The sequence below is a fragment of the Amycolatopsis sp. NPDC001319 genome, from assembly GCF_042896185.1.
Classification (GTDB): domain Bacteria; phylum Actinomycetota; class Actinomycetes; order Mycobacteriales; family Pseudonocardiaceae; genus Amycolatopsis.
This window is the reverse complement of record NZ_JBIAWY010000003.1, coordinates 668,189-692,081: the sequence shown is the minus strand read 5'-3', so window position 1 is coordinate 692,081 and position 23,893 is coordinate 668,189. Positions and strand designations below refer to the sequence as shown.

The following is a 23,893-nucleotide window of genomic DNA, read 5'->3' as shown; positions in this document are numbered from 1 at the left end:
CGCGGACCTGTGTTTGCCTAGCGTCCTGTTCGTCGTTGTTCCTTCTTGAGACACCGCCCGGGGTCGACCGGGCCGGTGGGACGAATCCGAGGTGGTCGCCGAGCGCGAAGAGGACCGCACCCGATCGCGGGTGACGGTTGGACCCTTTTCCCGTCTCGTGCCCTCGCACGCCCTCGTGCGTTTTCGTTCTGTCTCAAGGAGTTCTTTTCGTGATCCTCGTTCTCGGCGCCACCGGCAAGGTCGGCCGCGCCCTCGTTCCCGCCCTGCTCGACGCCGGCTCCCCCGTCCGCGCCCTCACGCGCGACCCCGCCCGCGCCCGCATCGACCCGCGTGCCGAAGTGGTGCGCGGCGACCTGGACGACGTCGACTCTGTGCCGCTGTCCGGCGTCTCCCGGGTGTTCGTGCTGACCTCCGGCCACGGCGGTGACCTGGCCGCGCGGGAAACCGCGTTGGCCGGCGCTGCCGCGCGGGCCGGCGTCACACACCTCGTGAAGCTGTCCACCGCGGGCGTCCACTTCGGACAGACGGACCCGATCACCCGCGCCCACGCCCGCGCGGAGCGGGCGATCCGCGAAGCCGGTCCGGCGTGGACGATCCTGCGCCCCGGCGCGTTCATGGACAACCGCCGCTTCTGGCTCCATACCGCCCGCACGGACGGCGCCGTGTACGTCCCCGAAGGCGACCCCGCGTCGGCGCTGGTGCACGTCCGCGACATCGCCGCCGTCGCCACGCTCGCGCTCACCACCCCCGGCCACGAGCGCGCCACCTACGAACTGACCGGCGGCGAAGCCCTCACGCCCGCCCAGCAGGTCGCCATCCTCGGCGCCGCGCTGGGCCGTCCGGTGCGCTACGTCGAAGAGCCCGAACCCGCCGCCCGCGCGCGCCTGCTCGCCCTGGGCTGGCCCGCGGACGCGGTCGACGGTGCGTTCGAGCTCAAGCGCCAGTCAGCCGGCCGCGAGGACGTCGTGTTCGACACGGTGGAACGGCTGCTCGGCCGCAAACCGCTGACGTTCGCCGAGTGGGCCCGGGAAGCCGCCGGGCCGGGGACCGGTCCCCGCCCGCGGCCTTAACCTCGGCCGCCGGAAGGGGGCGTGAGGTGGACGCGGAACCGGCGGTGCCCGAGGTCGTGCTCGTGATCGGCGCGATCTGGCTGGTGGGCATGACCTGGTACACCATCGCGAAGATCCGCTCGTCCAGGGCGTTTCGGCGACAGCAGGTGCGCCAGATCGCCCGGGTCCGGGAAACCAAGCCGGGTCCCGCCGAGCTGGGTTCGCTGGTGTCGGTCCACCGCACGGCGGGCCGCCACCGGCGACGCCGGGTCGCGTTGTGGGCCACCGTGATCGGCTTCGCCGGGCTCGCGGCCGTGCTCTGGTTCGCCTTCATCGCCCTCGGCGACGACTCGTCCGACCACGTGGTGCCGATCGGGGGTTACGCGGGGCTGGCCGGGCTCGCGTTCGCCGTGCTGGCGAGCGGCGTGAGCGTCGGTGTGAGCGAGGTGCGGCACGGCGACGAGGAGTTCCGGCTGCACGAAGGCGGTTTCGTCCACACCGACCGCCACGGCACGCGCACGGTCAAATGGGCCGACGTCGCCTACGTGCACCAGCGCACCGGCGGCACGCGCTGGACGGCCAGCGGCAAGGTCGAGCTGCGCGACGGCGCCCGGATCGTCGTCGCGGGTCTGGTGGAGAACGGCTTCTCGCTGCTCGAACGGGCGAAGCAGGCGGTTCACCTCGGCCGCTACCCGCGTCGGACGCGCTAGCGCGGCACCGGCTCCGCCGGCCAGCGGACCTCGCCGACGTCGTCCGGGCGGGGCACTTTGAGGAACAGGCTGAAGATCGCCGGGCGTTTGTTGGACAGCTCCAGGCGGCCGCCGTCGGCTTCGACGAGGGCGCGGGCCAGGGCGAGGCCGACGCCGGTGGAGCCGCCGCCGGAAAAGCCGCGTTCGAAGATGTGCGGGGCGAGCTCGTCGGGCACGCCGGAGCCGGTGTCGCCGACTTCGATGACCACCGTGGCGTCGGACTCGCCGCGGCGGGCGGCCAGCGTCACGGTCCCGGCGCCGTGGCGCAGGGCGTTGTCCAGGAGAACGCCGATGACCTCGCGCAGGCGGCCGGGCGTCGCGCGGGCCATGAGGCCGTCGGCAACCTTCAGACGTAGGTTGCGGCCCTCGACCCGCAGCAGCTGGCGCCACTCCTCCGCGACCTGGGGCAGCGTCGCGTGCAGGTCGACGGGCTCGGCGTCCACCTCGCGGGCCGCGCGCGCGGCGGCAAGCAGCTCGTCGAGGGCCTCGGCCAGGCGGTCGGCCTGCTCCTGCGCGGCGCGCGACTCCTCGACGACGTCGGGATCGCCGTGCACCGTCAGCGGTTCCAGCCGCAGCTGCAACGCGGTGAGCCGGCTGCGCAGCTGGTGCGAGACGTCGCCGACGAGCTGCCGTTCCCGCTGCACGAGCTGCGCCAGCGCCGACGCCGACGTGTCCAGCGCCTCCGCGACCATGTCCAGCTCGGCCACGCGGTAGCGCCCCGGGTCGGGCCGGAAGTCGCCGCCGCCGAGGCGCGAGGCACGGTCCGCGACGTGCCGCAGCGGTTTCGCGAGCCGGCGCGCGGTCACAGTCGCCACCACCGCACCGGTGCCGACGGACAGCACCACCAGCAGCACCACGAGCAGCGTCACCTGCGTCTGCTTCGTGCGCACCGGACCCCGCGGGATCGACAGGACCACCTCGCCGTGGCGTGCCGTCGGCACGCGTTCGACCACCGGGTCGGGCCCGGGGTTCACGCCGAGGTGCTTCTCGATCAGCCCGTCGCCGCGGACCTCCAGGAAGCCGCCGTGCGGCACGCCGACGCGGAACTGCTGGATGTCGATCTCGTCGCCGTTGGCGACCTGCGTGTCGACGGTCGCGGCGATCACGCGCGCGCGTTCGGCCAGGCTCTCGCGATTGAGGTTCTCCACCAGCCGCCAGGCCGTGACGCCGAGCGGGATCCCGAGCACCGCCGCGGTCACGAGCACGGCCAGCAGGATCGCCATCAGGATGCGGCGGCGCATGCTCATCGCGCGGCGCTATTCGACGTTGAAGCGGAAGCCGACGCCGCGGACGGTCGCGATGCGCCGTTCGCCGTCGGAGTGGGTGGACTTGGCCGGGCGCCCGGCGGCTTCGTCCGCCGCGACGGCGAGCTTGCGCCGCAGCCAGGACATGTGCATGTCGAGCGTTTTCGACGTCTTCGACTCCAGGTCGTTCCACACCTCGGCGAGGATCTCGTCGCGGCTCACGACCTGGCCGGCGCGGCTCATCAGCACGCGCAGGAGCTCGAACTCCTTGTTCGCCAGCTGCACCTCGTGCATGTCGACGGTGACGAGCCGCGCGCCGAGGTCCATGCGGACGCCCCCGGACTCGAGCACCTCCGGCACCCGGCGGCGCAGCAGTGCGCGGATGCGGGCCAGCAGCTCCGCCAGGCGGAACGGTTTGGCCACGTAGTCGTCGGCTCCCGCGTCGAGCCCCACGACGAAGTCGACCTCGTCGGTACGGGCCGTGAGCATCAGCACCGGCAGCTCGGTGCCGCCGGCGCGCAGTCTGCGGCACACCTCGAGCCCGTCCATGCCGGGCAGGCCCAGGTCGAGCACGAGCAGGTCGACGCGGTGGGCGGAGGTGGCGCCGAGCACCGCCGGTCCGTCGGTGACGACCTCGACCTCGTACCCCTCTCGCTGGAGCGCCCGGGACAGGGGCTCGGCGATGGTGGGGTCGTCTTCGGCAAGTAGGACCATGCTCACCTCGCCAACCTTACGGCGAACACCCGTGAAACCATCGTGACCGTGCCTGGCTACGAGGATGATCTGACCCTTGCCACCCGGCTGGCTGACGCCGCCGACGCGATCACCACAGCGCGTTTCCGCGCGCTCGACCTCTCGGTGTCCCGCAAACCCGACCGCACCCCGGTGACCGACGCCGACACCGCGGTCGAGGACGCCATCCGTGCGATCCTCGCCACAGAGCGCCCCGGCGACGCCGTCGCGGGCGAAGAACGCGGCGGGACGGCCGGCGCGACCGGCCGCGCGTGGGTGCTCGACCCGATCGACGGGACCAAGAACTTCCTGCGCGGTGTGCCGGTCTGGGCGACGCTGATCGCGCTGGTCGAGGACGGTTCGCCCGTCGTCGGCATGATCACCGCGCCGCTGCTGGGCCGCCGCTGGTGGGCTTCGCGCGGCGACGGCGCGTACAGCAGCGACACGGCCGGCGTGCGGCGGCTCGCGGTGTCGGCCGTGGCTTCGCTGGAAGACGCGTACCTCTCCACGACGGACCTCAACACGTGGACCGAGTACCACTCCCGCGAGAAGTACCTCGCCCTCACGGAGGCCTGCTGGGAGAGCCGCGCGTTCGGCGACTTCTGGCAGCACTGCCTCGTCGCGGAGGGCGCGCTGGACCTCGCGGCCGAGTGCATCGTGAACCCGTGGGACGTCGCGGCCGCGCAGGTCCTCGTGACGGAAGCCGGCGGGCGGTTCAGTGACCTCACGGGCGCTGCGACCTACGAGGGCGGCTCGGCGTTGTCGAGCAACGGCGCGCTGCACGACGCCGCGCTCGGCCTCCTCAAGCGCTAGCCCGGCGGGTGCTGCCCGGCCCCGATCGGTTCAGTGGCCGGGCAGCACGCCGACGGCGCCGCGCGCGACCTGCGACCACGCGAGGCGGCCGAAGAGGTAGTGGCAGGCGACCTGCTCGGACGTGAAGCGCGCCCAGTCGTAGCGGTTGCCCTGCTCGCGCCAGAAGACTTCCCAGCCCTCGTCGTCGGCCGGCATCAGGCACCACGCGTTGTCGGCCTCGGTGCCGACGGAGACGACCTCCGCGGGCACGCCCAGCCGGTCGAGCCAGCGCCGGATCGACTGCGTGTTCATCGCGCCTCCCGCGTGACGTCGGCCAGGAACCCCAGGGTGACCAGCTCGTCGGCGGCCAGCACGGCACGGTAGCGGATCCCGCCGCCCGGCTGCCCGAACCACTCCGGTGCGGTCGAGCCCCACATCGGCACCGGCTTCACCACGCGGTAGCGCCGGTAGCCGGCGTGGCGCGCGGACTCGGGCAGCGACCGCTGCGCGAACGGCGTGCCGTCGGCGGCGAAGAGGCGGCCGTGTTCGTCGCCGAAGCGGTCGAGCAGGGTGTTTTCCGGGAGCACCACGGCGTTTTCTTCCGGAACCGGTGGCCACGCGGGCTCCTCGGCGCCCGGCTCGTAGCCCTCGAAGAGCGCGGCGGGCGGCTGCGGGTCGGCCGGCGGGGCGGGCGCGCGACGGAGGCCGCGTGAGACGTATTCGAGCGTGGCGGTGTCGTCGAGCAGCACGGAGTCCGGGTGGTCGAACGGCCCGGAACCGTTGTCCGGCAACGGCAGTTGCAGCGCGGGCCGGTCCGCGGCCACGGGCAGGTGCCCGATCGGGAACATGTGGACCAGGAACAACGCCAGCACGCTCTCGCGCTCGGTGCGCAGCGCGCCCATCGGCGGAGGTGGCGGCGGAGCCGGGTACGGCACGGGCCCGCGGAAGACCTGGTTGTGCGGCCGGCCGGGAAACGGCAGCCGCGGCGCCGGCTGTGCGGGCGGGAGACGGGTGCCGGTCGGGGGTGTCGGGGCGTCGTCGAACCCGCCGTCGAGCAGGCCGCCGTACTGCGCGGGCAGCCGGATGGGCCCGGTGGCCAAGTCGGTGTCGACCGGTTCGGCGTGTTCGGACACGGACACCCTCTTCTCGGTTGCTCCGGCTTCAGGAAAGACGTCCGCCGCGCCAGCCGGTTCCACACAATTCCCCGATAGGGGGAACTTCCGTGCGGCACCGGACAAGGTGGTGATTCCACCTTATCCGGCGCGGGCGATCTTCCGCCGCACCAACGCCCGCGCCGCTCCGCGTCGTTCGACAACCTCGAAATCCGCGCGCGTGAACAGGCCGAGTGTGCCGTGGTAGAGATCCGCCGGCGGCCGGTCGCCGTCGGCCACGGGGTAGCCCTCGACGACGTCGGCGCCGTGCTCCGCCGCGTACGCGACGGCCGCGTGCAGCAGCTCGGCCGCCAGTCCTCGCCGACGACCGCGGCGGTCGACGTAGAAACACGTCACGGCCCAGACGTTCCCGGGTTCGGCCGAAGCCGCCACGGGCGAGCGCGCCAGCCGCGGGTTGTCCGGCTTCGGCGACACGGCGACCCAGCCGAGCGGCTCGCCGTCGACCACGGCCAGCAGGCCCAGCGGCACGCCGGACCCGGCCGCGCCGCGCACATGCGCCTTGCGTCCGTCGCGGCCCGCGGCCTTGAACTCCGGCCCGGTCAGGCGGAAGAACGCGCACCAGCAGCCGCCCTGCACCCCGCCCGGCCCGAAGAGCCGCTCGAACAGCGGCCACGACGCCGCGTCGAGCGGAACGAACTCGCGCACCTCAGCCGGCGAGCGCGTTCACGACCCGCGACGGAGACGGCCGGCCGAGCCGCCCGGCCATCCACACGCTCGTCTCCACGAGCTTGCCGAGGTCCACGCCGTGCTCCACGCCGAGGCCCTCCAGCAACCACACCAGGTCCTCGGTGGCGAGGTTGCCCGTGGCCGACTCCGCGTACGGGCAGCCGCCGAGGCCACCGGCTGACGAGTCCACAGTGGACACGCCGGCGCGCAACGCGGCCTCGGTGTTGGCCAGGGCCTGGCCGTAGGTGTCGTGGAAGTGCACAGCCAGCGCCGAGACGTCCACTCCGGACTTCTCGAACTCCTGCACCAGCCGCGTGACCTGGCCCGTGGTCGCGACGCCGATGGTGTCGCCCAGCGACAGCTGCGAGCAGCCGAAGTCGAGCAGCCGCTTGCCCGCGCGCACGACCTGCTCGGCCGGCACCACGCCTTCCCACGGGTCGCCGAAGCACATCGACAGGTAGCCGCGCACGTCCATGCCCTCGGCGCGCGCCCGCGTGACGACCGGCTCGAACATGGCGAACTGCTCGTCGAGCGTCGAGTTCAGGTTCTTCTGCGCGAACGTCTCGGTGGCGCTGGCGAAGATCGCGATGTCAGAGACGCCGGCGTCGAGCGCGCGGTTGAGGCCGCGTTCGTTGGGCACGAGCACCGGGTAGCGCACGCCTTCGCGGCGGTCGAGGCCGGCGAGGAGCTGTTCGGCGTCGGCGAGCTGCGGCACCCACTTCGGGTGCACGAAGCTGGTGGCCTCGAGCGTGGTGAGGCCGGCGGCGGCCAGTCGGTCGAGGAACTCCAGCTTCACCTCGACGGGGACGACGGAGGACTCGTTCTGCAGGCCGTCGCGCGGACCGACCTCCCAGATCGTCACGCGCTGGGGCAGGCCTTCGGCGGGGACCCGTTCGGGCAGGCCGACTTCGCGGGCGCCCACGTCAGCGCCGCCGTCCGCGCGGCGGGTGGTTCGTCGGCGGCAACGGCTCGGTGTCCTGGGGGCCGGCCTGCCCGGGTGCGCCGCGGTAGTCGTCGTACGGGTTGTCGTTGACCTCGCGGTAGATCACCGTGTGCACGCGCTCGACGTGGGGGATGTCGTCGAACCGCAGCGGCTCGTCCGAGGCCGACTCGATGATCAGCGTGCCGCAGCCGAACACCCGGTCCAGCAGGCCGTGCTCGAACTGAACGCTGTTGATGCGCGACATCGGGATGTCGATGCCGGTGCGCTTCACCACGCCTTCGCGCGCGATCAGGCGGTCGGTGGTCACGATGAAGTGCGTGGTCCGCCAGCGCACGAGCGGCGCGAGGAACAGCCACACCACGAGCACGAGCGCCACCACGCCGATGGCGATCATGCCGACGTTGTTCCACGGCGCCGTCGCGTCCTGCACGAGCAGGATGAGCCAGACGGCGGCCGCGATCGTGATCACGAAGGCGACGAACGGGAAGATCAGCATCTTGAAATGCGGGTGGCTGTGCACCACCACTTCCTCGTTCTGACTGAGCAAATCGTCCGGATAGGCCACGACGGACGCTCCCCTGGTGTGTGTCTGCGCTGGTCGACTCACCGTACCGGCGCGAGGGCGCTCGCGGCGCGCGGACGCCGCGGTTCACCGATCCGACCAAAAGCAGGCCGACCCCGCGCGGCACCTAACTGTTGCCGCGAAGCCATCCGGCCGTGACTGTGGTCGGATTGGTAACGATCAGCACAGCGGGTCACGCCGGGCGAACGTGCACCACGTCGCCGGCGGACACGGTCACGCGGCGGCCGTCGGTGGCGTCGACGAGCAGCTGGCCCATCGCGTCGAGGTCGACGGCGCGGCCGGTGAGGGCGCGGTCGCCGGGCAGCTCGACGCGCACCTCCTGGCCGAGGGTGGCGCAGTGGGCGCGGTAGTCGTCGAGCAGGCCGGCGGCGGTGAGGTCGCCGGCCGCGGCGCGCCAGCGGCGTTCGAGGTCGTCAAGGCGGCTGAGCAAGGCGAGCGCGACCTCGGTGCGGTCCGGGTCGGGGGCGCCCTGCTCGGCGAGCGACGTCGCGGGCAGGCCGCCGGGGCCGGCCGGCACGTCTTCACCGAGCGGCAGCACGTTGAGGCCGATGCCGAGCACGACCGCCGGCTCGCCGCCCGCGACGGCCTCGGCCAGGATCCCCGCGCACTTGGCGCGGTCGGGTCCGGCGAGCACGTCGTTGGGCCATTTGAGAACGGCGTCGACCCCCAGCTGGGCGGCCACCCCGCGCACGGCGAGGCCCGCCACCACGGACAGTGAGCCGAGTGCCGCGAAGGGCACGCCCGCGGGCCGCAGCGCCACGCTCAAGTACAGCCCGGCGCCCTTCGGCGAGCTCCACGAACGCGCCCGCCGGCCGACGCCCGCGGTCTGCTCCTCGGCGACCAGCACCGTGCGGTCGACACCCCCGTCTTCCAGGGCTTCTCGCAGGTCGGCGTTGGTGGAGCCGGTGGTCTCCACCACGTCCACCCGGGAGTACCGATCGCCGAGTCCATCCCGCAGTCGCGCTGCGTCCATGCCAGACATGTGCCCAGAATATGAGAGTCCCCCTAACGTGCAAGCGACTCGCTCGTTACGCAGAGGTGCGCTCTTCTAGATTGGACGCCGTGACGCCGCCTGACCCCGAGCACAGCGCTGTGTTCGATTCAAACGCTGTGCCGGATACGAAAGCCGTGCCGGATGAAAAAGCCGCGCCCTCGTCTGCCGCTGCCGGCAAGGGGGCAGGCAAGTCCTGGGCGCGCGGTGCGTTCCACCGTGGACTCGTCGCGCTGCCGCTCGTGGCCGGCCTCGTCACCGCGGGCTGGCTCGTGGCCGACCGCGACCAACCCGCGCCGCAGACTCCCGTCGCGTCCGCCGCGACGGCGCAGGCCGGACCGTCGGTGCTCGAGGTGAGCGCGCCCGTCGCGGCACAGGAACCCGGTCAGGGCGCTGCCGGCGGTGGCGGCAAGACGCCGTTGCAGCAGTGGGCCGAGTCGCTCGCCGGCCCCCTCGACATCCCCGCCGACGCGCTGATCGGCTACGCCAACGGCGAGCTCGCGCTGCGCTCCGAAGACCCCGGCTGCCACCTGTCGTGGGTGACGCTCGCGGGCGTCGGCGAGGCCGGCTCCGACCACGGTCGCCACGGCGACAACCCCATGGGCCTCTCGCCGGCGGCGTGGAAGAAGTACGGCGCGAAAATCCCGGGAGTCGACAAGCCGGCTCTCACCGACCCGAGTTCGGCGTCGGTCGCCGCGGGCCGCGCCCTGTGCGCCGGCGGCGCCGACCTGTCCGCGGGCACGGGCTGGTGGAAGTCCATCGCCGCGTACGCGAGCAAGGACAGTGAGCTGTTCCGCCAGCGCGTGCTCGGCAACGCGCAGCTCTACGCCACGCTCTCCCTCGACCCCGCGAAGGCGAACAGCCCGGCCGTGCGCGCCACCCGCTTCGCCCTCGGCCAGCTCGGCCTGCCGTACGTCTGGGGCGGCAACGGCCCCGACGCCGGCGCCGCGGGCTTCGACTGCTCCGGCCTGACGAAGGCGTCCTACGACAGCGCCGGCGTCGCCCTGCCCCGCACGGCCGACAGCCAGTTCCGCGCCCTGCCCCCGGTCACCGGCGAACCCCAGCTCGGCGACCTCGTCTTCTACGGCTCCCCCGCCACGCGCATCCACCACGTCGGCCTGTACCTGGGCAACGGCCTGATGATCAACGCGCCCACCGAGGGCCAGGCCATCCAGATCCACACCTACCACTCCCCCGGCGACGACTACGCGGGCGCGGGCCGCCCGGCCTGATCACCGTCACTTCGGCCGTCTTGGCGACGGCGAGCTCGGTTAGCCTTTCGCCGTGCACAGCCAGGAATCCGGTGAGGCGCTGGTCGATCTGCTCGCGCGCTACGCGCGGGTGAGCGCGGACCGGACCGGCGGCTCCCTGCCGAGGGTCACGGACGCGACGAAGGGCGACGCGGAGGTGCTGGCCGCCGCCGGTCGTGCGCACGACGCACTCCGGCGGACCACCCACGACGAGGCGGTCACCACGCTGCGGGAGCTCGGGGCAGCGTGGGACCCAACAGATGCGGCGGCGGTGTGGGTCCCCGGGTTGTGGTCGGCGTCGTGGGCTTGGCGACCCGCGCTGACCGGGGCGCTCCTCGCGCGCGGGCTGCCCGAGCACGAGTCCGTTCCGTATCCAGGGTCGGACGTCTGCCGAGTGTGCGGGACGAAGGCGTTGCCGGTGCTCGCGCCGACGGATTCCTGGTACCGGCGGCACACCGAGGGCGCGCCGATCGACGGTGACGTGCCGGGTCACGTTCTGGCGCTGGAAGAGCTGACCGGGCAGCCGCGGCCGGTTCCGTCCAAGCACGACCGCTGGGTGCTGCGCGCGGTGCTGACCGTGCTTCGCACCTTGCCCGCAGGCAAGGGTTACGGGCCTACCCGCACGGAACTCAAGCGCCACCGGCTGCTGGGCACGACCGCGGTCCACGCGTACGGCTGCCTGCTCGAAGAGCTCGCGCTCGTCGGCGTGGTGGCGACGGCGGACCACCACGGGTTGGCCCGGCGCTGGTCGGACTACGTCGAGCGGGACCAGCGCCCGAACGACCGGGTCGAGGTCCAGGGACCGCTGGCGTGGTGGCGATCGTCGGACGGGTTGCGCGAGGACGTCGTGCGCGAGGTGTTCGCGGACTTCGACACCGGCGACGTGGATCTCGACGCGCCGCGGCCGACACCTGGCTCGACGATCACTGCCGCCGTCGGGAAACGCGTGCGGGAGCTGGCGAAGCAGGCCCGCACCGGAGCGGTTCCGCGATCCGTCGGTACGGAACCCGCCGCGGCGGGCGACGTGTACGCGATGCGAGTCACCGCCGACCGGTGGGTGACCTTGTACGTCTGGTCGGTCGACTCGACGGGCGCCCGGCCGTACGCGGAGGTCGAGTTCCTGGCCGGGCTGTTCCCGGAGCTCCCGGCTCCCGCGGCGCTGTCGGGCCGGGTCCAGCCCCGCCGCGCCGAGCGGTGGCGATACCGCGCGCACTCTTTGGAGAAGGCGCCGAACACCCGGCGCGTCGCCCAGGGAGTGCCCGGCCCAGCGGCTGAGGCGCCACCGCCCGACCGATCGCCCGCCGGGAACGCGAAGGACCTGCGCCTGCTCGCCGCCGCGTGTTTCCCCGAACTCGGCTGAGCTTTCCGCTCAGCCGAAGACGAGCCGCTTTCCCGGATTGGCGGGTTCGAGCAGCTCGAACTTCAGGTTCAGACCGGCGCGCTTCAAGAGCTCCACTTGCTGGGTGAACGGCTCACTCGTGGCGTAGGCGGTGTTCGAGAACTTCCACTCGTCCCTGAACCACGTGCGCAGCGCCGCGAGAAGGCGTTCGTCCATGCCCTTCTCCATTTCGGGCAGCCGGGCCCAGAAGAAGACGACCGCGTCCACGTCCGCCCAGGAGTCGTCCCCGATGGGAGTCACCGTGGCCTTCGTGAGGAAAGTGGCGCTCGTGGGGAAGACGTAGACGCAGCCCACGCACCGGGCGCCGGCCGGGTCGAGCACGGTGTAGTTGAACGCCCGGTGCGCGGCATGGCGTTCTTCCATGTCGAGAACGTCTTTCCGGTTCTCCTCCACCGTGAACTCGTCCTCGGGCCACGTCGACTGCCGCCACAACCGCAGGGGCTCGCGCGTTTCCATCACGGCGGCGTAGTCCTTCTCCGTGTCACCAACGACGATCGGCCGCAGGAAGAACTCGTCGGTCCTCAGCTCCGGGGGAACCGGTTCGGTCGATTCGGTGAATGGCACGGCCGGCTCCTTCGACGAGTTCCCCTGGTACCGATCACCGTACGACGGCGCTCAACCGAGTTACGGCGACCGGAACCGCGTCACCAGTCCGACGGGACCAGCAACTCCCGCGGTTTGCGGTCGGCGTGCATGGTCCACAACAACTCCGCCAGGTCGGCCGGATCGGCGGCCGGGAAAGCGTCCTCCGGCCGGCCCGAAGCGCGGTAGTGATCGTCGAACGGCGTGCCGGTGATGCGCGCGCCGATGTGGAGCTGGCCGACGGTCACACCCTGGTCGGCGACCTCCGCGGCCAGCGACTGGAGGTAGTTGCGCTGCGCGGCCAAGAGCGGCCCCCAGCCGCTCATGTGGGGCCGGCCCTTGACGGCGGCGGCGCCCTGCGCGGTGAGGATCGCGCCGTCGCCGCGCGCGAGCATGGCGGGCAGGAACTCCGCGACGACGGCGATCAGGGCGTCGAGGGCCAGTGGCAGCAACGCGTGCAGCCGGGCCGAGGTGAGCGCCGCTGCGGAGGTGAAGTCCGGGTCGCCGGGTGAAGGGGCGTAGTAGACGACGTCGGGGTCTCCGACGAGGGCGCGGATCTGCGTGGCGAGAGCGGGGATCGAAGTGGTTTCGGACAGATCGGCGGTGAGCACGTGCGCGGTGGTGCCGTCGGCCGCCAGCACGGCGGCGAACTCCTCCAGCGGAGCCCGGCGGCGGGCGATGAGGACGACGTCGTAACCCGCCTTCCCGTAGCGGCGGGCGATGGCGCGGCCGACTCCCGGGCCGGCTCCGAACACGACTAGCGACTTGGTCATGGTGACCAGCCAACCCCGCCGCAGCCAGACCATCCATGGTCGACAGTCCAGGATTCCTTTGCGATCGTCTACCGTCGAGGTCATGGACGTGCTCACCGACCTCCTGCACCGCGCCCGCGCGAGGACCGCACTGGTGCGCCGGCTGGTCCAGCGCCCGCCGTGGTCGGTCTCGTACGCGGACGCGCCCGCCCTCACCGTGATGGCCACGCTCGGCGGCCGCGCGTCGATCCGGGCCGGCGGCGAGCCCGTGCGCCTCGAAGCCGGGGACATCGCGCTGGTCACCAGCCGCGACTACACGATCGCCGACGACCCGGGCACGGCCGAGCAGGTCACGATCCGCGGCAACCGCAAGTACCTGCCCAGCGGCGAACCCACGACGGAGCACTGGTTCCTCGCCCCGCGCACATACGGAGACGGGCTGCCCGGCGCGCCGGTGATGCTCCGCGCCGCGTACGAGCTCCACGGCGAGGTCAGCGACCGGCTCCTCGCCCTCCTGCCGGAGCTGGCCGTGGTGCCGGCGGGACCCCGCACCGGCGTGACGCTCGATCTACTCGCCGCCGAGGTCTCCCGCGACGAACCGGGCCAGGACGCCGTGCTCAACCGGCTGCTGGATCTGGTGCTGGTCCAGGCGTTGCGGGCCTGGTGCGCCGAGTCGCCGACCCCGCCGTCGTGGTACCGCGCGCTGGCCGACCCGAGCGTCGGCGAAGCGCTGCGCCTGTTGCACGGCGATCCCGCGCGCCGGTGGACGGTCGCCGAGCTGGCCGCCGAGGTCGGCTTGTCGAGGGCAGCGTTCGCCGCCCGGTTCGCGACGCTCGTCGGCGAGCCGCCGCTGACCTACCTCACCGGCTGGCGCATGACGCTGGCCGCGGATCTGTTGCGGGACACGGAAAAACCCATCGCCCACGTTGCCCGAGAGACCGGGTACACCGACGCGTTCGCGTTCAGCGTCGCGTTCAAGCGCGCCCGTGGCGTCAGCCCGTCGGACTGGCGGCGAACCGTTGCGGGCTAGCTTGCTAGCATGCTAGCTTCAGGAGGTGGGCGACGAGGACGTGAAGCAGTTCAACGTGTACCTGCCGGTCAGCCTGATCAAGCAGGTGAAGATCCGCGCCATCGAGACGGGCTCGTCGCTGTCCGCGCTGGTCGCGGAAGCGCTGCGCGAATACCTCGAGGAGGAGAGCGAATGACCGCCGAAGGCATCGAGGCCGTGTTCCTCGAAACGCACAACTGGGGCAAGGCCGCGAAGTTCTTCCAGTCGCTGGGGTTCGAGCTGGAGTTCGAGACCGACCACCACTCGGGGCAGTTCCGCGGCAAGCAGGGGCCGTCCGTGTTCATCGCCGAGGTGCCGGAAACGCAGGAGACCCGCACGCGGCTCGTGCTCAAGGCACCCGGCGCCGCCGAACCAGGCCCGGACGTCGAGGTCGTGACCCCGTACGAAACCACGCACTACGGCACGGAAGAGATGACCGTGCGCGACCCCGACGGTCGCTTGTGGACACTGCAGGCATGAGTGTGGACAACACCGCGCTGCGCACCGCGTTGTGGCGCGCCCTGCACCTCGAAGTGGACGCCGCGCCACACGTGTTCCAAGACCGCGTCGGCCTGGAGCTCGCGGCGCCCGACGAGGGCTGGCGCCGGCGCCCGGACATGGATCCCGTGACCACACGAGGGTTCCGGGCGAGCATGGTCGCGCGCGCTCGGTTCGTCGAAGAGCTGGTGCTGGAACGAAACGCGAGCCAGTACGTGATCCTCGGCGCCGGCCTCGACTCGTTCGCCCAGCGTCAGCCCGGGAAGACCACCGTCTTCGAGATCGACCAACCCGGCACCCAGGCCTGGAAACGCGAGCGCCTGCTGGCTCTCGGCTACCCGCTGCCGACGTTGGTGCCCGTCGACTTCGAATCCGGCCAGTCGTGGCCCGCCGAGCTGACGGCCGCCGGCTTCGACCCGGCACAACCCGCGGTGTTCGCGTCCACGGGTGTGAGCATGTACCTGTCGAAGGCCACCACCGCGGAAACCCTGCGCGCCGTCGCCGGCCTGGCGAAAGGCACGACGCTGGCCATGACCTTCCTGCTGCCCCAGGACCCGCTCGACACCACCGACCGCCCGGGCCTGCGGGCCAGCCAAGACGGCGCGAAGGCCGCCGGCACCCCGTTCGTCAGCTTCTACCGGCCCGACGAAGTGCTGGCGACGGCCCGTGACGCGGGGTTCGCCGACGTCCGCCACGTCTCCGGAACCGCCCTGGCCGAGCGGTACTTCGCCGGCCGCGCGGACGGCTTGCGGCCGTCCACCGGAGAGGACTTCCTGGTCGCCACCGTCTGAACCGGCCACAGACCGCGCCAAGCGGACGAATGCGCTACTCCACACCCTTGTTGTTCATTTTCCGACCACGCCCCGGACCCCAACCGGGCACGCCCCGGCCCGCTGGCGTCCCCATCATGAGTCGCCCTTCCCCCCGACCCAGGAGGACTCATGATCCGCAAGCGGATCGTGGCCGCGCTCGCCGCGGCGACGCTGGCCGCGGCCGGCGTGGTGACGGCAGCCGTCACGAACACCGGCGAACCGGACGTGGCGCCCGCCGCCGCGGCCGTGCCGGCGTTCGACCACATCGTGCTGGTGATGTTCGAGAACAAGAAGGCCTCGTCCATCACCTCGTCGGCCGCCCCGTACTTCACTTCCCTGGCCAGCCAGGGCGCGAAGTTCACCAGCTCCTTCGCGATCACCCACCCGAGCCAACCCAACTACGTCGCCCTGTTCTCCGGCGCCACCCAGGGCGTCACGAGCGACTCCTGCCCCGCCAACCTCGGCAGCAAGGCCAACCTCGGCCAGCAGCTGATCGGCGCCGGCAAGACGTTCAAGGGCTACTCGGAGTCCATGCCGTCCGACGGCTACACCGGCTGCGTCAGCGGCAACTACCAGCGCAAGCACAACAGCTGGGTGGACTTCTCGAACGTCCCGGCGGCCAGCAACGTCCGCTACTCCAGCTTCCCCACCGACTACACGCAGCTGCCCACGGTTTCCTTCGTGACGCCGAACATGTGCAGCGACATGCACGACTGCTCGATCGGCACCGGTGACACCTGGCTGAAGAGCCACCTCGACTCGTACGCGCAGTGGGCCAAGACTCACAACAGCCTGCTGATCGTCACGTTCGACGAGGACAGCGGCACCTCGGTCAACCAGATCTACACCACGTTCGTCGGCGCCCACGTGAAGCCGGGCAGCTACTCCGAATCCATCAACCACTACACGGTCCTGCGCACCATCGAGGCCTCCTACGGCCTGCCGGGGATCGCGGGCGCGGCGAGCAAGTCGCCGATCCTCGACGTCTGGCAGTGATCCCTCCGCGGGCGCGTCCACTGTAGACACAGTGGGCGCGCCCGCGGCTCCAGAAGGGCGCGTCCGTGTACCTCTCCACCATCGGCCGCAGTGAGCACAAGGTCTCCAAGGGGAAGATCGCCGCGAACGTGCTCGCGCTCGGCACCGTCAGCCTCGTCACGGACATCTCCTCGGAGATGGTCACGGCGGTGCTGCCCATCTACCTCGTCCTCAGCCTGCACCTGAGCCCCGCGATCTACGGCCTCGTCGACGGCCTGTACACCGGCGCGACGGCGCTGCTGCGGCTCGTCGGCGGCTACCTCGCCGACCGCGTGAGCCGGCGCAAGACCATCGCCGGGATCGGCTACGCGATCTCGGCCCTCGCGAAGCTGGGGCTTGTCGCGGCCGGCGCGTCGGCGGGCGCGATCGGCGCGGTGATCACCGCGGACCGCACCGGAAAGGGCCTGCGCACGGCCCCGCGCGACGCGCTGATCACCTTGTCGGCGCCGCAGGACATGCTCGGGCGGGCGTTCGGCGTGCACCGCGCGATGGACAGCGCCGGTGCGTTCGCCGGACCGCTCGTGGCGCTGGGTGTGCTCGCGCTGGTCGGCGCTTCGAGCACCGACGCGTTCGACGCGGTGTTCGTCACCAGCTTCTGCATCGCGGCGATCGGCGTGCTGCTGCTGATCCTCTTCGTGCGGGACCACCGCACGCCGCGCCCGGCCACCGGCACGGTGTCCCCGCGTGCGGCGGCCGCGTTGCTGAAGTCGGCGTCCGTGCGGCGGCTGCTGATCGCCGCGTGCGTGCTCGGCACGGCGACCATCGGCGACGGCTTCGTCTACCTGCTGCTGCAACGCCGCGAGGACATCGGCACGGGCTGGTTCCCGCTGCTGGCCGTGGGCACGAACCTCGCCTACCTCGTGCTGGCCGCGCCGCTGGGCTCGCTGGCCGACCGGTTCGGGCGGCTGCCGGTCGTGCTCTGCGGCTACGGCGCGCTGGTCGTGGTCTACCTGCTGCTGGCCGGGCCCGTGTCGGGCTGGCCGCTGGTGGTGCTGTCGCTCGCGCTCTACGGCGCGTTCTACGCGGCCACCGACGGTGTGCTGATGGCGCTGGCGGGACCGGTCCTGCCGGAAGCCCTGCGCACCACGGGCATCTCGCTCATCCAGACCGGCCAGGCCGTGGCGTACTTCGTCTCGTCCGCGCTGTTCGGGCTGGCGTGGCAGGTGTGGGGCATCGGGCCGTCGATGGCCGTGGCGGCGGGCGCGGCCGTGCTCGCGATCGTGGTGACGTTCGGACTCCTTCGGAAGGCGCGATGAAAACGCGGATCTTGGTGGCGGTGGCCGGCGTCGTGGTGCTGGTCGCCGCGGCGGCGGTGTACGTCGGGATGGCGGCGGCGCGCAACCGCGACGTCGCGGCCACCGGCACGGTGTCCCTGGCTCCCGGCCCGCGGCTGCTGGTGCGCAGCACGGCCGACGCTTCGCGCGGCCACGTCGTCACGGTGTCGGCGGCGGATCCGGGCGGCCCGCGCGCGGTGTCGCCCGTGACCTGCGCCCGCGTGTACGCCGCCGCAGGCACCGGCCTGTGCCTGCGCCAGGACGGCGACCTGACCACGTACCAGCTGGCCCTGCTCGACTCCGGGCTCACGTCGAAGCGGGAGATCCCGCTGGTCGGCCTGCCCAACCGCGCGCGTGTCTCGCCGAGCGGCAACCTGGTGGCGTGGACGGTGTTCGTCACCGGCGACTCCTACAACGGCGGCGTGTTCTCCACCCGCGCCGGCATCCTCGACACGCGCACGGGCGAGCTGGCGCCGACGCTGGAGGACTTCGCGGTGACGCTGAACGGCAAGCCGTACCAGGCCGTGGACCTCAACTTCTGGGGCGTCACGTTCACCCGCGACGACCACACCTTCTACGCCACGATGTCCACCGCCGGTCACCGCTACCTGGTCCGCGGCGACTTCCGAGCGCACACGATCGTGTCGATCCGGGAGAACGTGGAGTGCCCCTCGCTGTCGCCGGACAGCACGCGCATCGCGTTCAAGTCGGCCATCGACGACGACCCGGCCAAGGGCTGGCGCCTCTCGGTGCTCGATCTCGCCTCGGGCCACGTGACGCCGTTGGCCGAGACCCGCAGCGTCGACGACCAGGCGGCGTGGCTCGACGACCGCTCCGTCGCGTACGCCATCCCGCGTGGCACGCAGCACTCGGACGTCTGGACGGTGCCGGCCGACGGCAGTGGCGTGCCGCGCGTGCTGGTGTCCGACGCGGAGTCGCCGGCCGCGCTGGGCTGACCGTTCCCCGGGCGCCGGCGAGGCCCCGCCGGGTGTCAGACTTGTCCGGAAGAGCGGATCTGACACCCAGGGAGACCGATGAGCGCGGAGCCGGACCCGGCCGACGTGCTCGCCGCGGAGCTGGCCGCGCTGCGCGCGAGCGCCGGCAACCCGTCGTTCCGCAAGATGGCCGAACGTTCCGGCTGCATCTCCCACACCACCTTGCACGAGGCGGTGAAGGGCACGCGGTTCCCGTCGTGGGAGACCACACGGGAGTTCGTGAAGGCGTGTGGCGCGGACGAAGAGCCGTGGCGGGCGCGGTGGGTGGAGCTCAAGGGCGTGCCGCCGGTGCCGGAACCAGTCGCGGTGGCCCAGGTTAGTGAGGCCCCGGTCAGCGCGGCCGAGGCGAGTGCTGTCGAGGCGAGTGCTGTCGAGGCGGGTCCTGCCGAGTCGGATGCTGTCGAGTCGGATGCTGTCGAGTCGGATGCTGTCGAGCCGGGTGTCGAAGGCGTCCGCCTCGTCCCGCCGCCGCGCAAGCGCTCGACCCGCCGGAACGCGCTGGTCGTCGGCGCTGCCGTGGTCGCCGTGCTGGCGGCCGTGGCCGCGTTCGTCATCCCCGGCAAGCTGGGCACCCCGGCGGGCGACCCGAGCGCCCGCATCCCGGGCGACAACACCAAGTTCATCGCCGACGTGACGGTGCCCGATGGCACGGCGGTGCACGTCGGCGTGACCGTGCAGAAGGTGTGGGAGCTCGAGAACGCGGGTTCGGTGCGCTGGCACGAGCGCTACCTGCAGCGCATGGACCTGCCGCCCGCGCCTGGCACCTGCCGCACGCCCGACCGCGTCCTGATCGGCGACACGGCGCCCGGCGAGCACGTGATGATCAGCGTGCCGGTGACCGCGTCGGACGCACCGGGCCGTTGCTGGATCGGCTGGAAGATGGTCGACGCGGCGGGCACGGAGTTCTTCACGACGAAGCGTCCGGTGTACGTGCTGGTGACCGTCGTTCCCTGACGCTGTCAGATTCTGTAAGACCTGGTCAGGTTGGTACCGAACACCCCATTCCGCCCGGAAAATGGGTCGCAGCGAAGACGACCCTCCCACCGTCTTCGGCGGATTCTGGGGGTCGGTCCGTGGGGTGGCCCGGGCGAAGGGTGCCCCACGGACCGCCGATTCACGCGGTGCGGCGGAACGTGCTCCGGTAGGCGCTGGGCGACACCCCGAGCGCGCTCTGCAGGTGCTGGCGCAGCGAAGCCGCCGTGCCGAAGCCGCAGTCGGTCGCGATGCGGTCGATCGGCAAGTCCGTCTCCTCCAGCAGCTGCCGTGCGCGTTCCACGCGCTGCTGCGTGAGCCACTGCAACGCCGAGATCCCGACCTCCTCGCGGAAGCGCCGCGTGAACGTCCGCACGCTCATCGCCTCCTTCGCCGCCAGGTCGCGCAGCGTCAGCGGCCGACCGAGGTGCTCCAGCGCCCACGCCCGCGCGGCGCCCGTCGACGCGGTCTGCGGCTCGGGCACCGGGCGGCGGATGAACTGCGCCTGCCCACCCTCGCGGTGCGGTGAGACGACGGTGCCGCGCGCGACCTCGTTGGCCACGGCCGCGCCGAAGTCGCGCCGGATCAGGTGCAGGCAGAGGTCGATGCCGGACGCGACGCCGGCGGAGGTGAAGACGTTGCCGTCCTCCGTGTAGAGGACGTCGGGGTTGAGTTTCACCCGCGGGTACTCCAGCTGGAACTCGCACGCCGAACGCCAGTGCGTGGTCGCGCGGCGACCATCGAGCAGGCCCGCGGCGGCGAGCACGAAGGCGCCGGTGCAGATCGACGCGATACGAGCGTCGGGGCGGATGCGGTCGATGGCGGCGGCCAGCGCCGGCGGGTACTCGCGGCCGGTGGGCTCGTACTCGAGCGACGACGCCGGGATCACCACCGTGTCGGCCTCGGCGATCGCCTCCGGACCCACCGCGACGGGGATGACCACGTCGGAGTCGGTGCGGACGTCGCCGGGCTCGGGCGTGCACGTGACCACCTCGTACAGCGGCTCGCCCTCGGCCGAGCGCGCCTGGCCGAACAGGCGGTGCACGATGCCGAGCTCCATCACGAGCATGCCGTGGCGCACGAGCACCGCCACGTGGTGCCTGTCAGGGTGCCGGAAAACGGACATGGCCTGATTCTTGCACAGGTTGTCCATCGGGCCACTTTTTCCGGTCCGGCCCGCGAGCGACCCTGGCGGCATGAACGTCCTCTGGCTCTTCGCCCACCCCGACCCGCACTCCCTCGGTGGCGCGCTGCGCGACGAGGGCCTGGCGACGCTGCGCGCCCTCGGCCACGACGTGCGCGAGTCGGACCTGTACGCCATGAAGTGGAACCCGGTCGTCGAGGAGATCGCCGCGGTCCCGGCCGACGTCCGGGCCGAACAGGCCAAGCTGACCTGGTCCGATGCCGTGGTCTTCCAGTTCCCGCTCTGGTGGTACGGCACGCCCGCCATGCTGAAAGGCTGGTTCGACCGCGTCTTCGTGAAGGGCTACGCCTACGACGTCCGCGGCGAAGACGGCCGCACCCTCCGCTACGGTGCCGCCGGCACTCGCGCGTCGAGGCCCCGAGAATTCTCGAGGAGGTGCGCCAGCCCACGGGGGTTGATGTCCACACAGGACACTTCCGCGCGATAGTCGCCCGTCGCCGGCGGCGTGAACAACTCCGGGGTCACGCCTTCGCCGTACTGCGAAGCCCACTTCGCCGTGGCACGGGCTTCGCCTGGCGTGCCTGAGGAGCGCGGCCAGGCGCTCAACACCGCGCTCCTCACCCTCGGCGAATGGGGCGAGACGAACATGCACCACATCGCCACCACCCGAGGCGTCCTGGCTGGCGCGGTGAGCTCAGCCCAGCGCGCGGTTGTACGGCGCGAACCGCCGCGCCGCGTCACCCGGCAGCGGCCGGCCACCGTGGACCAGGCGTGGAGCCGGGCCGATCGGCAGCAGGCCGGACGCGCGGCACCAGCCGGAGAGACCCGGGTGGGCGAGATCCACGTCGACGCGGATCCGGCCCCCGGCCGCTCGCGCGATGCCGCGGATCAACGAGCGCGCCTGCTCCTCGTCCGGAGCGACCACCGGGCCGATCACCGTCACGCCGTCCAGCACGGTGCCGAACGCGAACCCGTCGTCCGTCACGTGGACGTGCTCGGCCTCGAACAGCAGCCGGTCCAGCAGCGCCTCTCGCGAGAAGCCCTGCGCGTCGGCGTCGAGCGAGTACACCCGGGCCACGTCGGACGGAGTGATCGGCCGCGAAGCCGGGCCGCCGTCGTCGGCGAGCAGTCCGAGGTGGCCTTCGCAGCCGCCGTCGGCCACGAAGCCGAGGGACTCGTAGAGCCGCAGCCCGAAGTCGCTCGCGTGCAGGAACACCGTGGCGTCGCCGGCGGCCGCGACGGCCTCGGACGTCACGCGGCCGCCCAGGCCCTGGCGTGCGTAGCGGGCGGCGACCACGACCATCGAGATCGACGCGACCGGCCCCGTCTCGACCAGGATCGAGGTGGCGGCGAGCCCGCCGTCGGGCGCGTCGATGCCGAAACCACGCCCGACGTCGAGCAGGATCGACCACTTGCGGTGCTCCCGCGGCCAGTCGCGGTCGGCTCCGAGGTCGAGGCAGGCGGACAGGTCGGCGGGCCCGAGCGGGCGGACGGGAAGCACGCCGCCAGCCTATGCCCGGGGAGGCGTACGCCACACGCGAAGCGACCTGGCGGTAGCTAAGCTCCGCTTCATGAGCAGTGCGACGCAGCCGCTCGGGACTCCGCCCGAGGAAGAACCGGACATCCACACCACGGCCGGCAAGCTCGCGGACCTCTACCGCCGCTACGACGAGGCCGTGCACGCCGGATCCGAGCGCGCCATCGAAAAGCAGCACGCCAAGGGCAAGAAGACGGCCCGTGAGCGCATCGACCTGCTGCTCGACGAGGGGTCGTTCGTCGAGCTCGACGAGCTGGCGCGCCACCGCTCCACGAACTTCGGGCTGGAGAAGAACCGCCCGTACGGCGACGGCGTGGTCTCGGGCTACGGCACCGTCAACGGGCGGCCCGTGTGCGTGTTCTCCCAGGACGTCACGGTCTTCGGCGGCGCGCTCGGCGAGGTGTACGGCGAGAAGATCGTGAAGGTCATGGACCTCGCGATCAAGACCGGCTGCCCGATCATCGGCATGAACGAGGGCGGCGGCGCGCGCATCCAGGAAGGCGTGGTCTCCCTCGGCCTCTACGCCGAGATCTTCCGCCGCAACACCCACGCGTCGGGCGTGATCCCGCAGATCTCGCTGATCATGGGCGCCAACGCCGGCGGCCACGTCTACTCCCCCGCGCTCACCGACTTCGTGGTGATGGTCGACGAGACGTCGCAGATGTTCATCACCGGCCCCGACGTCGTGAAGACCGTGACGGGCGAGGACGTGACCTTCGAGGAGCTCGGCGGCGCGCGCACGCACAACACCAAGTCGGGCGTCGCGCACTACCTGGGCTCCGACGACGAGGACGCGATCGCCTACGTCAAGGAACTGCTGTCGTACCTGCCGCAGAACAACCTGTCCGAGCCGCCGGCCTTCGAGCCGGGTGAGCCCGCCGGGTTCTTCGACGACGTGACCGACACCGACCGCGAGCTCGACACGATCATCCCCGACTCGCCGAACACGCCGTACGACATGCACGAGGTCGTCACCCGCGTGCTCGACGACGGCGAGTTCCTCGAGGTCCACGAGCTCTTCGCGCCCAACATCCTCGTGGGCTTCGGCCGTGTCGACGGGCAGAGCGTGGGTGTGGTCGCGAACCAGCCGACGCAATTCGCCGGCTGCCTCGACATCGCGGCGTCGGAGAAGGCCGCGCGGTTCGTGCGCACGTGCGACGCGTTCAACATCCCCGTGCTCACCTTCGTCGACGTGCCCGGCTTCCTGCCCGGCACCGACCAGGAGTGGAACGGCATCATCCGCCGCGGCGCGAAGCTGATCTACGCGTACGCGGAGGCCACGGTCCCGCTGGTCACGGTGATCACGCGCAAGGCCTACGGCGGCGCGTACGACGTGATGGGCTCCAAGCACCTCGGCGCCGACGTCAACCTGGCCTGGCCGACCGCGCAGGTCGCGGTGATGGGCGCGCAGGGCGCGGCGAACATCGTGCACCGCAAGACGCTCGCGGCCGCCGCGGCCGAGGGCCGCGACGTGGACGCGCTGCGCGCCGAGCTGATCCAGGAGTACGAGGACACGCTGCTGAACCCGTACGCCGCCGCCGAACGCGGGTACGTCGACTCGGTGATCGTTCCGGCGCACACGCGCGGCCACATCACGAAGGCGTTGGCGCTGCTGAAGACCAAGCGCGAAACGCTGCCGCCCAAGAAGCACGGCAACATCCCCCTGTGAGGTCT

General features: G+C 71.9%; 26 protein-coding genes and 1 pseudogene. 15 read left to right on the top strand and 12 right to left on the bottom strand.

Translation table 11 applies throughout. The features are described 5' to 3' along the window. Window positions 1-209: 209 nt before the first annotated feature. Both ACFY1H_RS13865 and ACFY1H_RS13860 read left to right on the top strand, forming a co-directional pair. The gene (locus ACFY1H_RS13865; protein ID WP_386946610.1) at window positions 210-1,070 is read left to right on the top strand and encodes an NAD(P)H-binding protein; all 861 of its coding nucleotides are present in this window, start codon (window positions 210-212) and stop codon (window positions 1,068-1,070) included. A 26-nt stretch (window positions 1,071-1,096) separates the two neighbouring features. Then, on the top strand, window positions 1,097-1,759 hold the full coding sequence (locus ACFY1H_RS13860) for a hypothetical protein (RefSeq protein ID WP_366575384.1): 663 nt from the start codon (window positions 1,097-1,099) through the stop codon (window positions 1,757-1,759). Here the strand turns inward: ACFY1H_RS13860 and ACFY1H_RS13855 are convergent. Next, window positions 1,756-3,039 carry an ATP-binding protein gene (locus ACFY1H_RS13855; protein WP_366575936.1) on the bottom strand — a complete coding sequence of 428 codons (1,284 nt, stop codon included), beginning with the start codon at window positions 3,037-3,039 and terminating at the stop codon, window positions 1,756-1,758. The genes ACFY1H_RS13860 and ACFY1H_RS13855 overlap by 4 nt on opposite strands. A gap of 15 nt (window positions 3,040-3,054) precedes the next feature. Continuing rightward, the gene (locus tag ACFY1H_RS13850) at window positions 3,055-3,756 is read right to left on the bottom strand and encodes a response regulator transcription factor (RefSeq protein ID WP_366575938.1); all 702 of its coding nucleotides are present in this window, start codon (window positions 3,754-3,756) and stop codon (window positions 3,055-3,057) included. A 42-nt stretch (window positions 3,757-3,798) separates the two neighbouring features. Between ACFY1H_RS13850 and hisN the strand changes: the two genes are divergently transcribed. Then, complete coding sequence (hisN, locus tag ACFY1H_RS13845) at window positions 3,799-4,587, top strand: histidinol-phosphatase (protein ID WP_386946608.1); 789 nt, start codon at window positions 3,799-3,801, stop codon at window positions 4,585-4,587. A gap of 30 nt (window positions 4,588-4,617) precedes the next feature. Here the strand turns inward: hisN and ACFY1H_RS13840 are convergent, their stop codons facing one another. The 6 genes from ACFY1H_RS13840 to ACFY1H_RS13815 form a co-directional block, all read right to left on the bottom strand. Further along, on the bottom strand, window positions 4,618-4,878 hold the full coding sequence (locus ACFY1H_RS13840) for a hypothetical protein (RefSeq protein WP_220246333.1): 261 nt from the start codon (window positions 4,876-4,878) through the stop codon (window positions 4,618-4,620). Next, the gene (locus ACFY1H_RS13835; RefSeq protein WP_386946606.1) at window positions 4,875-5,699 is read right to left on the bottom strand and encodes a TNT domain-containing protein; all 825 of its coding nucleotides are present in this window, start codon (window positions 5,697-5,699) and stop codon (window positions 4,875-4,877) included. Before ACFY1H_RS13835 ends, ACFY1H_RS13840 begins: the two co-directional genes overlap by 4 nt. A 120-nt stretch (window positions 5,700-5,819) precedes the next feature. Further along, entirely contained in the window at window positions 5,820-6,383 is a 564-nt protein-coding gene (locus ACFY1H_RS13830; RefSeq protein ID WP_386946604.1) for a GNAT family N-acetyltransferase, read from the bottom strand. A 1-nt stretch (window position 6,384) separates the two neighbouring features. Next, complete coding sequence (locus ACFY1H_RS13825) at window positions 6,385-7,326, bottom strand: hydroxymethylglutaryl-CoA lyase (RefSeq protein WP_386946602.1); 942 nt, start codon at window positions 7,324-7,326, stop codon at window positions 6,385-6,387. 1 nt (window position 7,327) lies between these two features. Then, window positions 7,328-7,912 carry a PH domain-containing protein gene (locus ACFY1H_RS13820; RefSeq protein ID WP_366575391.1) on the bottom strand — a complete coding sequence of 195 codons (585 nt, stop codon included), beginning with the start codon at window positions 7,910-7,912 and terminating at the stop codon, window positions 7,328-7,330. 190 nt (window positions 7,913-8,102) lie between these two features. Beyond that, entirely contained in the window at window positions 8,103-8,912 is an 810-nt protein-coding gene (locus tag ACFY1H_RS13815) for a biotin--[acetyl-CoA-carboxylase] ligase (RefSeq protein WP_386946600.1), read from the bottom strand. A 146-nt stretch (window positions 8,913-9,058) separates the two neighbouring features. On the opposite strand from ACFY1H_RS13815, the gene ACFY1H_RS13810 reads away from it, so the two are divergent. Continuing rightward, window positions 9,059-10,153, top strand: coding sequence for a C40 family peptidase (locus tag ACFY1H_RS13810; protein ID WP_386946599.1), 1,095 nt, complete (start codon window positions 9,059-9,061; stop codon window positions 10,151-10,153). A gap of 52 nt (window positions 10,154-10,205) precedes the next feature. Further along, window positions 10,206-11,531: a hypothetical protein gene (locus tag ACFY1H_RS13805; RefSeq protein ID WP_386946598.1), complete on the top strand. Its 1,326-nt coding sequence runs from the start codon at window positions 10,206-10,208 to the stop codon at window positions 11,529-11,531. Between the two features lie 9 nt (window positions 11,532-11,540). Here ACFY1H_RS13805 and ACFY1H_RS13800 read toward each other — a convergent pair whose 3' ends face one another. Further along, entirely contained in the window at window positions 11,541-12,134 is a 594-nt protein-coding gene (locus ACFY1H_RS13800) for a hypothetical protein (RefSeq protein WP_386946597.1), read from the bottom strand. An 80-nt stretch (window positions 12,135-12,214) separates the two neighbouring features. After that, entirely contained in the window at window positions 12,215-12,925 is a 711-nt protein-coding gene (locus ACFY1H_RS13795; RefSeq protein WP_386946596.1) for an SDR family NAD(P)-dependent oxidoreductase, read from the bottom strand. 82 nt (window positions 12,926-13,007) lie between these two features. Between ACFY1H_RS13795 and ACFY1H_RS13790 the strand changes: the two genes are divergently transcribed. The 8 genes from ACFY1H_RS13790 to ACFY1H_RS13755 all read left to right on the top strand — a co-directional run bounded on the left by ACFY1H_RS13790 (window position 13,008) and on the right by ACFY1H_RS13755 (window position 19,520). Beyond that, a complete protein-coding gene (locus ACFY1H_RS13790; RefSeq protein ID WP_386946594.1) occupies window positions 13,008-13,934 on the top strand; it encodes an AraC family transcriptional regulator in 927 nt (308 codons plus the stop codon). Between the two features lie 25 nt (window positions 13,935-13,959). Next, a complete protein-coding gene (locus tag ACFY1H_RS13785; RefSeq protein ID WP_366575401.1) occupies window positions 13,960-14,109 on the top strand; it encodes a CopG family transcriptional regulator in 150 nt (49 codons plus the stop codon). Then, window positions 14,106-14,432: a VOC family protein gene (locus tag ACFY1H_RS13780; RefSeq protein WP_386946591.1), complete on the top strand. Its 327-nt coding sequence runs from the start codon at window positions 14,106-14,108 to the stop codon at window positions 14,430-14,432. The genes ACFY1H_RS13785 and ACFY1H_RS13780 overlap by 4 nt, the downstream gene beginning before the upstream one ends. Further along, window positions 14,429-15,241: a class I SAM-dependent methyltransferase gene (locus ACFY1H_RS13775; protein ID WP_386946590.1), complete on the top strand. Its 813-nt coding sequence runs from the start codon at window positions 14,429-14,431 to the stop codon at window positions 15,239-15,241. Before ACFY1H_RS13780 ends, ACFY1H_RS13775 begins: the two co-directional genes overlap by 4 nt. 150 nt (window positions 15,242-15,391) lie before the next feature. Next, a complete protein-coding gene (locus tag ACFY1H_RS13770) occupies window positions 15,392-16,258 on the top strand; it encodes an alkaline phosphatase family protein (RefSeq protein WP_366575405.1) in 867 nt (288 codons plus the stop codon). A 65-nt stretch (window positions 16,259-16,323) separates the two neighbouring features. Then, window positions 16,324-17,553, top strand: coding sequence for an MFS transporter (locus ACFY1H_RS13765; RefSeq protein WP_386946589.1), 1,230 nt, complete (start codon window positions 16,324-16,326; stop codon window positions 17,551-17,553). After that, window positions 17,550-18,527, top strand: a complete 978-nt coding sequence (locus ACFY1H_RS13760) for a TolB family protein (protein ID WP_386946588.1) — start codon at window positions 17,550-17,552, stop codon at window positions 18,525-18,527. Before ACFY1H_RS13765 ends, ACFY1H_RS13760 begins: the two co-directional genes overlap by 4 nt. A 78-nt stretch (window positions 18,528-18,605) precedes the next feature. Beyond that, complete coding sequence (locus ACFY1H_RS13755) at window positions 18,606-19,520, top strand: NBR1-Ig-like domain-containing protein (RefSeq protein ID WP_386946587.1); 915 nt, start codon at window positions 18,606-18,608, stop codon at window positions 19,518-19,520. 160 nt (window positions 19,521-19,680) lie between these two features. Here ACFY1H_RS13755 and ACFY1H_RS13750 read toward each other — a convergent pair whose 3' ends face one another. Next, on the bottom strand, window positions 19,681-20,664 hold the full coding sequence (locus tag ACFY1H_RS13750) for a GlxA family transcriptional regulator (RefSeq protein ID WP_386946586.1): 984 nt from the start codon (window positions 20,662-20,664) through the stop codon (window positions 19,681-19,683). A gap of 70 nt (window positions 20,665-20,734) precedes the next feature. On the opposite strand from ACFY1H_RS13750, the pseudogene ACFY1H_RS13745 reads away from it, so the two are divergent. After that, window positions 20,735-21,091, top strand: a pseudogene (locus tag ACFY1H_RS13745) (NAD(P)H-dependent oxidoreductase); the annotation flags it as partial. Between the two features lie 285 nt (window positions 21,092-21,376). On the opposite strand, the gene ACFY1H_RS13740 reads toward ACFY1H_RS13745, so the two are convergent. Then, window positions 21,377-22,183, bottom strand: a complete 807-nt coding sequence (locus ACFY1H_RS13740; RefSeq protein WP_386946585.1) for a GNAT family N-acetyltransferase — start codon at window positions 22,181-22,183, stop codon at window positions 21,377-21,379. 70 nt (window positions 22,184-22,253) lie between these two features. On the opposite strand from ACFY1H_RS13740, the gene ACFY1H_RS13735 reads away from it, so the two are divergent. After that, complete coding sequence (locus ACFY1H_RS13735; protein WP_220246313.1) at window positions 22,254-23,888, top strand: acyl-CoA carboxylase subunit beta; 1,635 nt, start codon at window positions 22,254-22,256, stop codon at window positions 23,886-23,888. Window positions 23,889-23,893 lie beyond the last annotated feature (5 nt).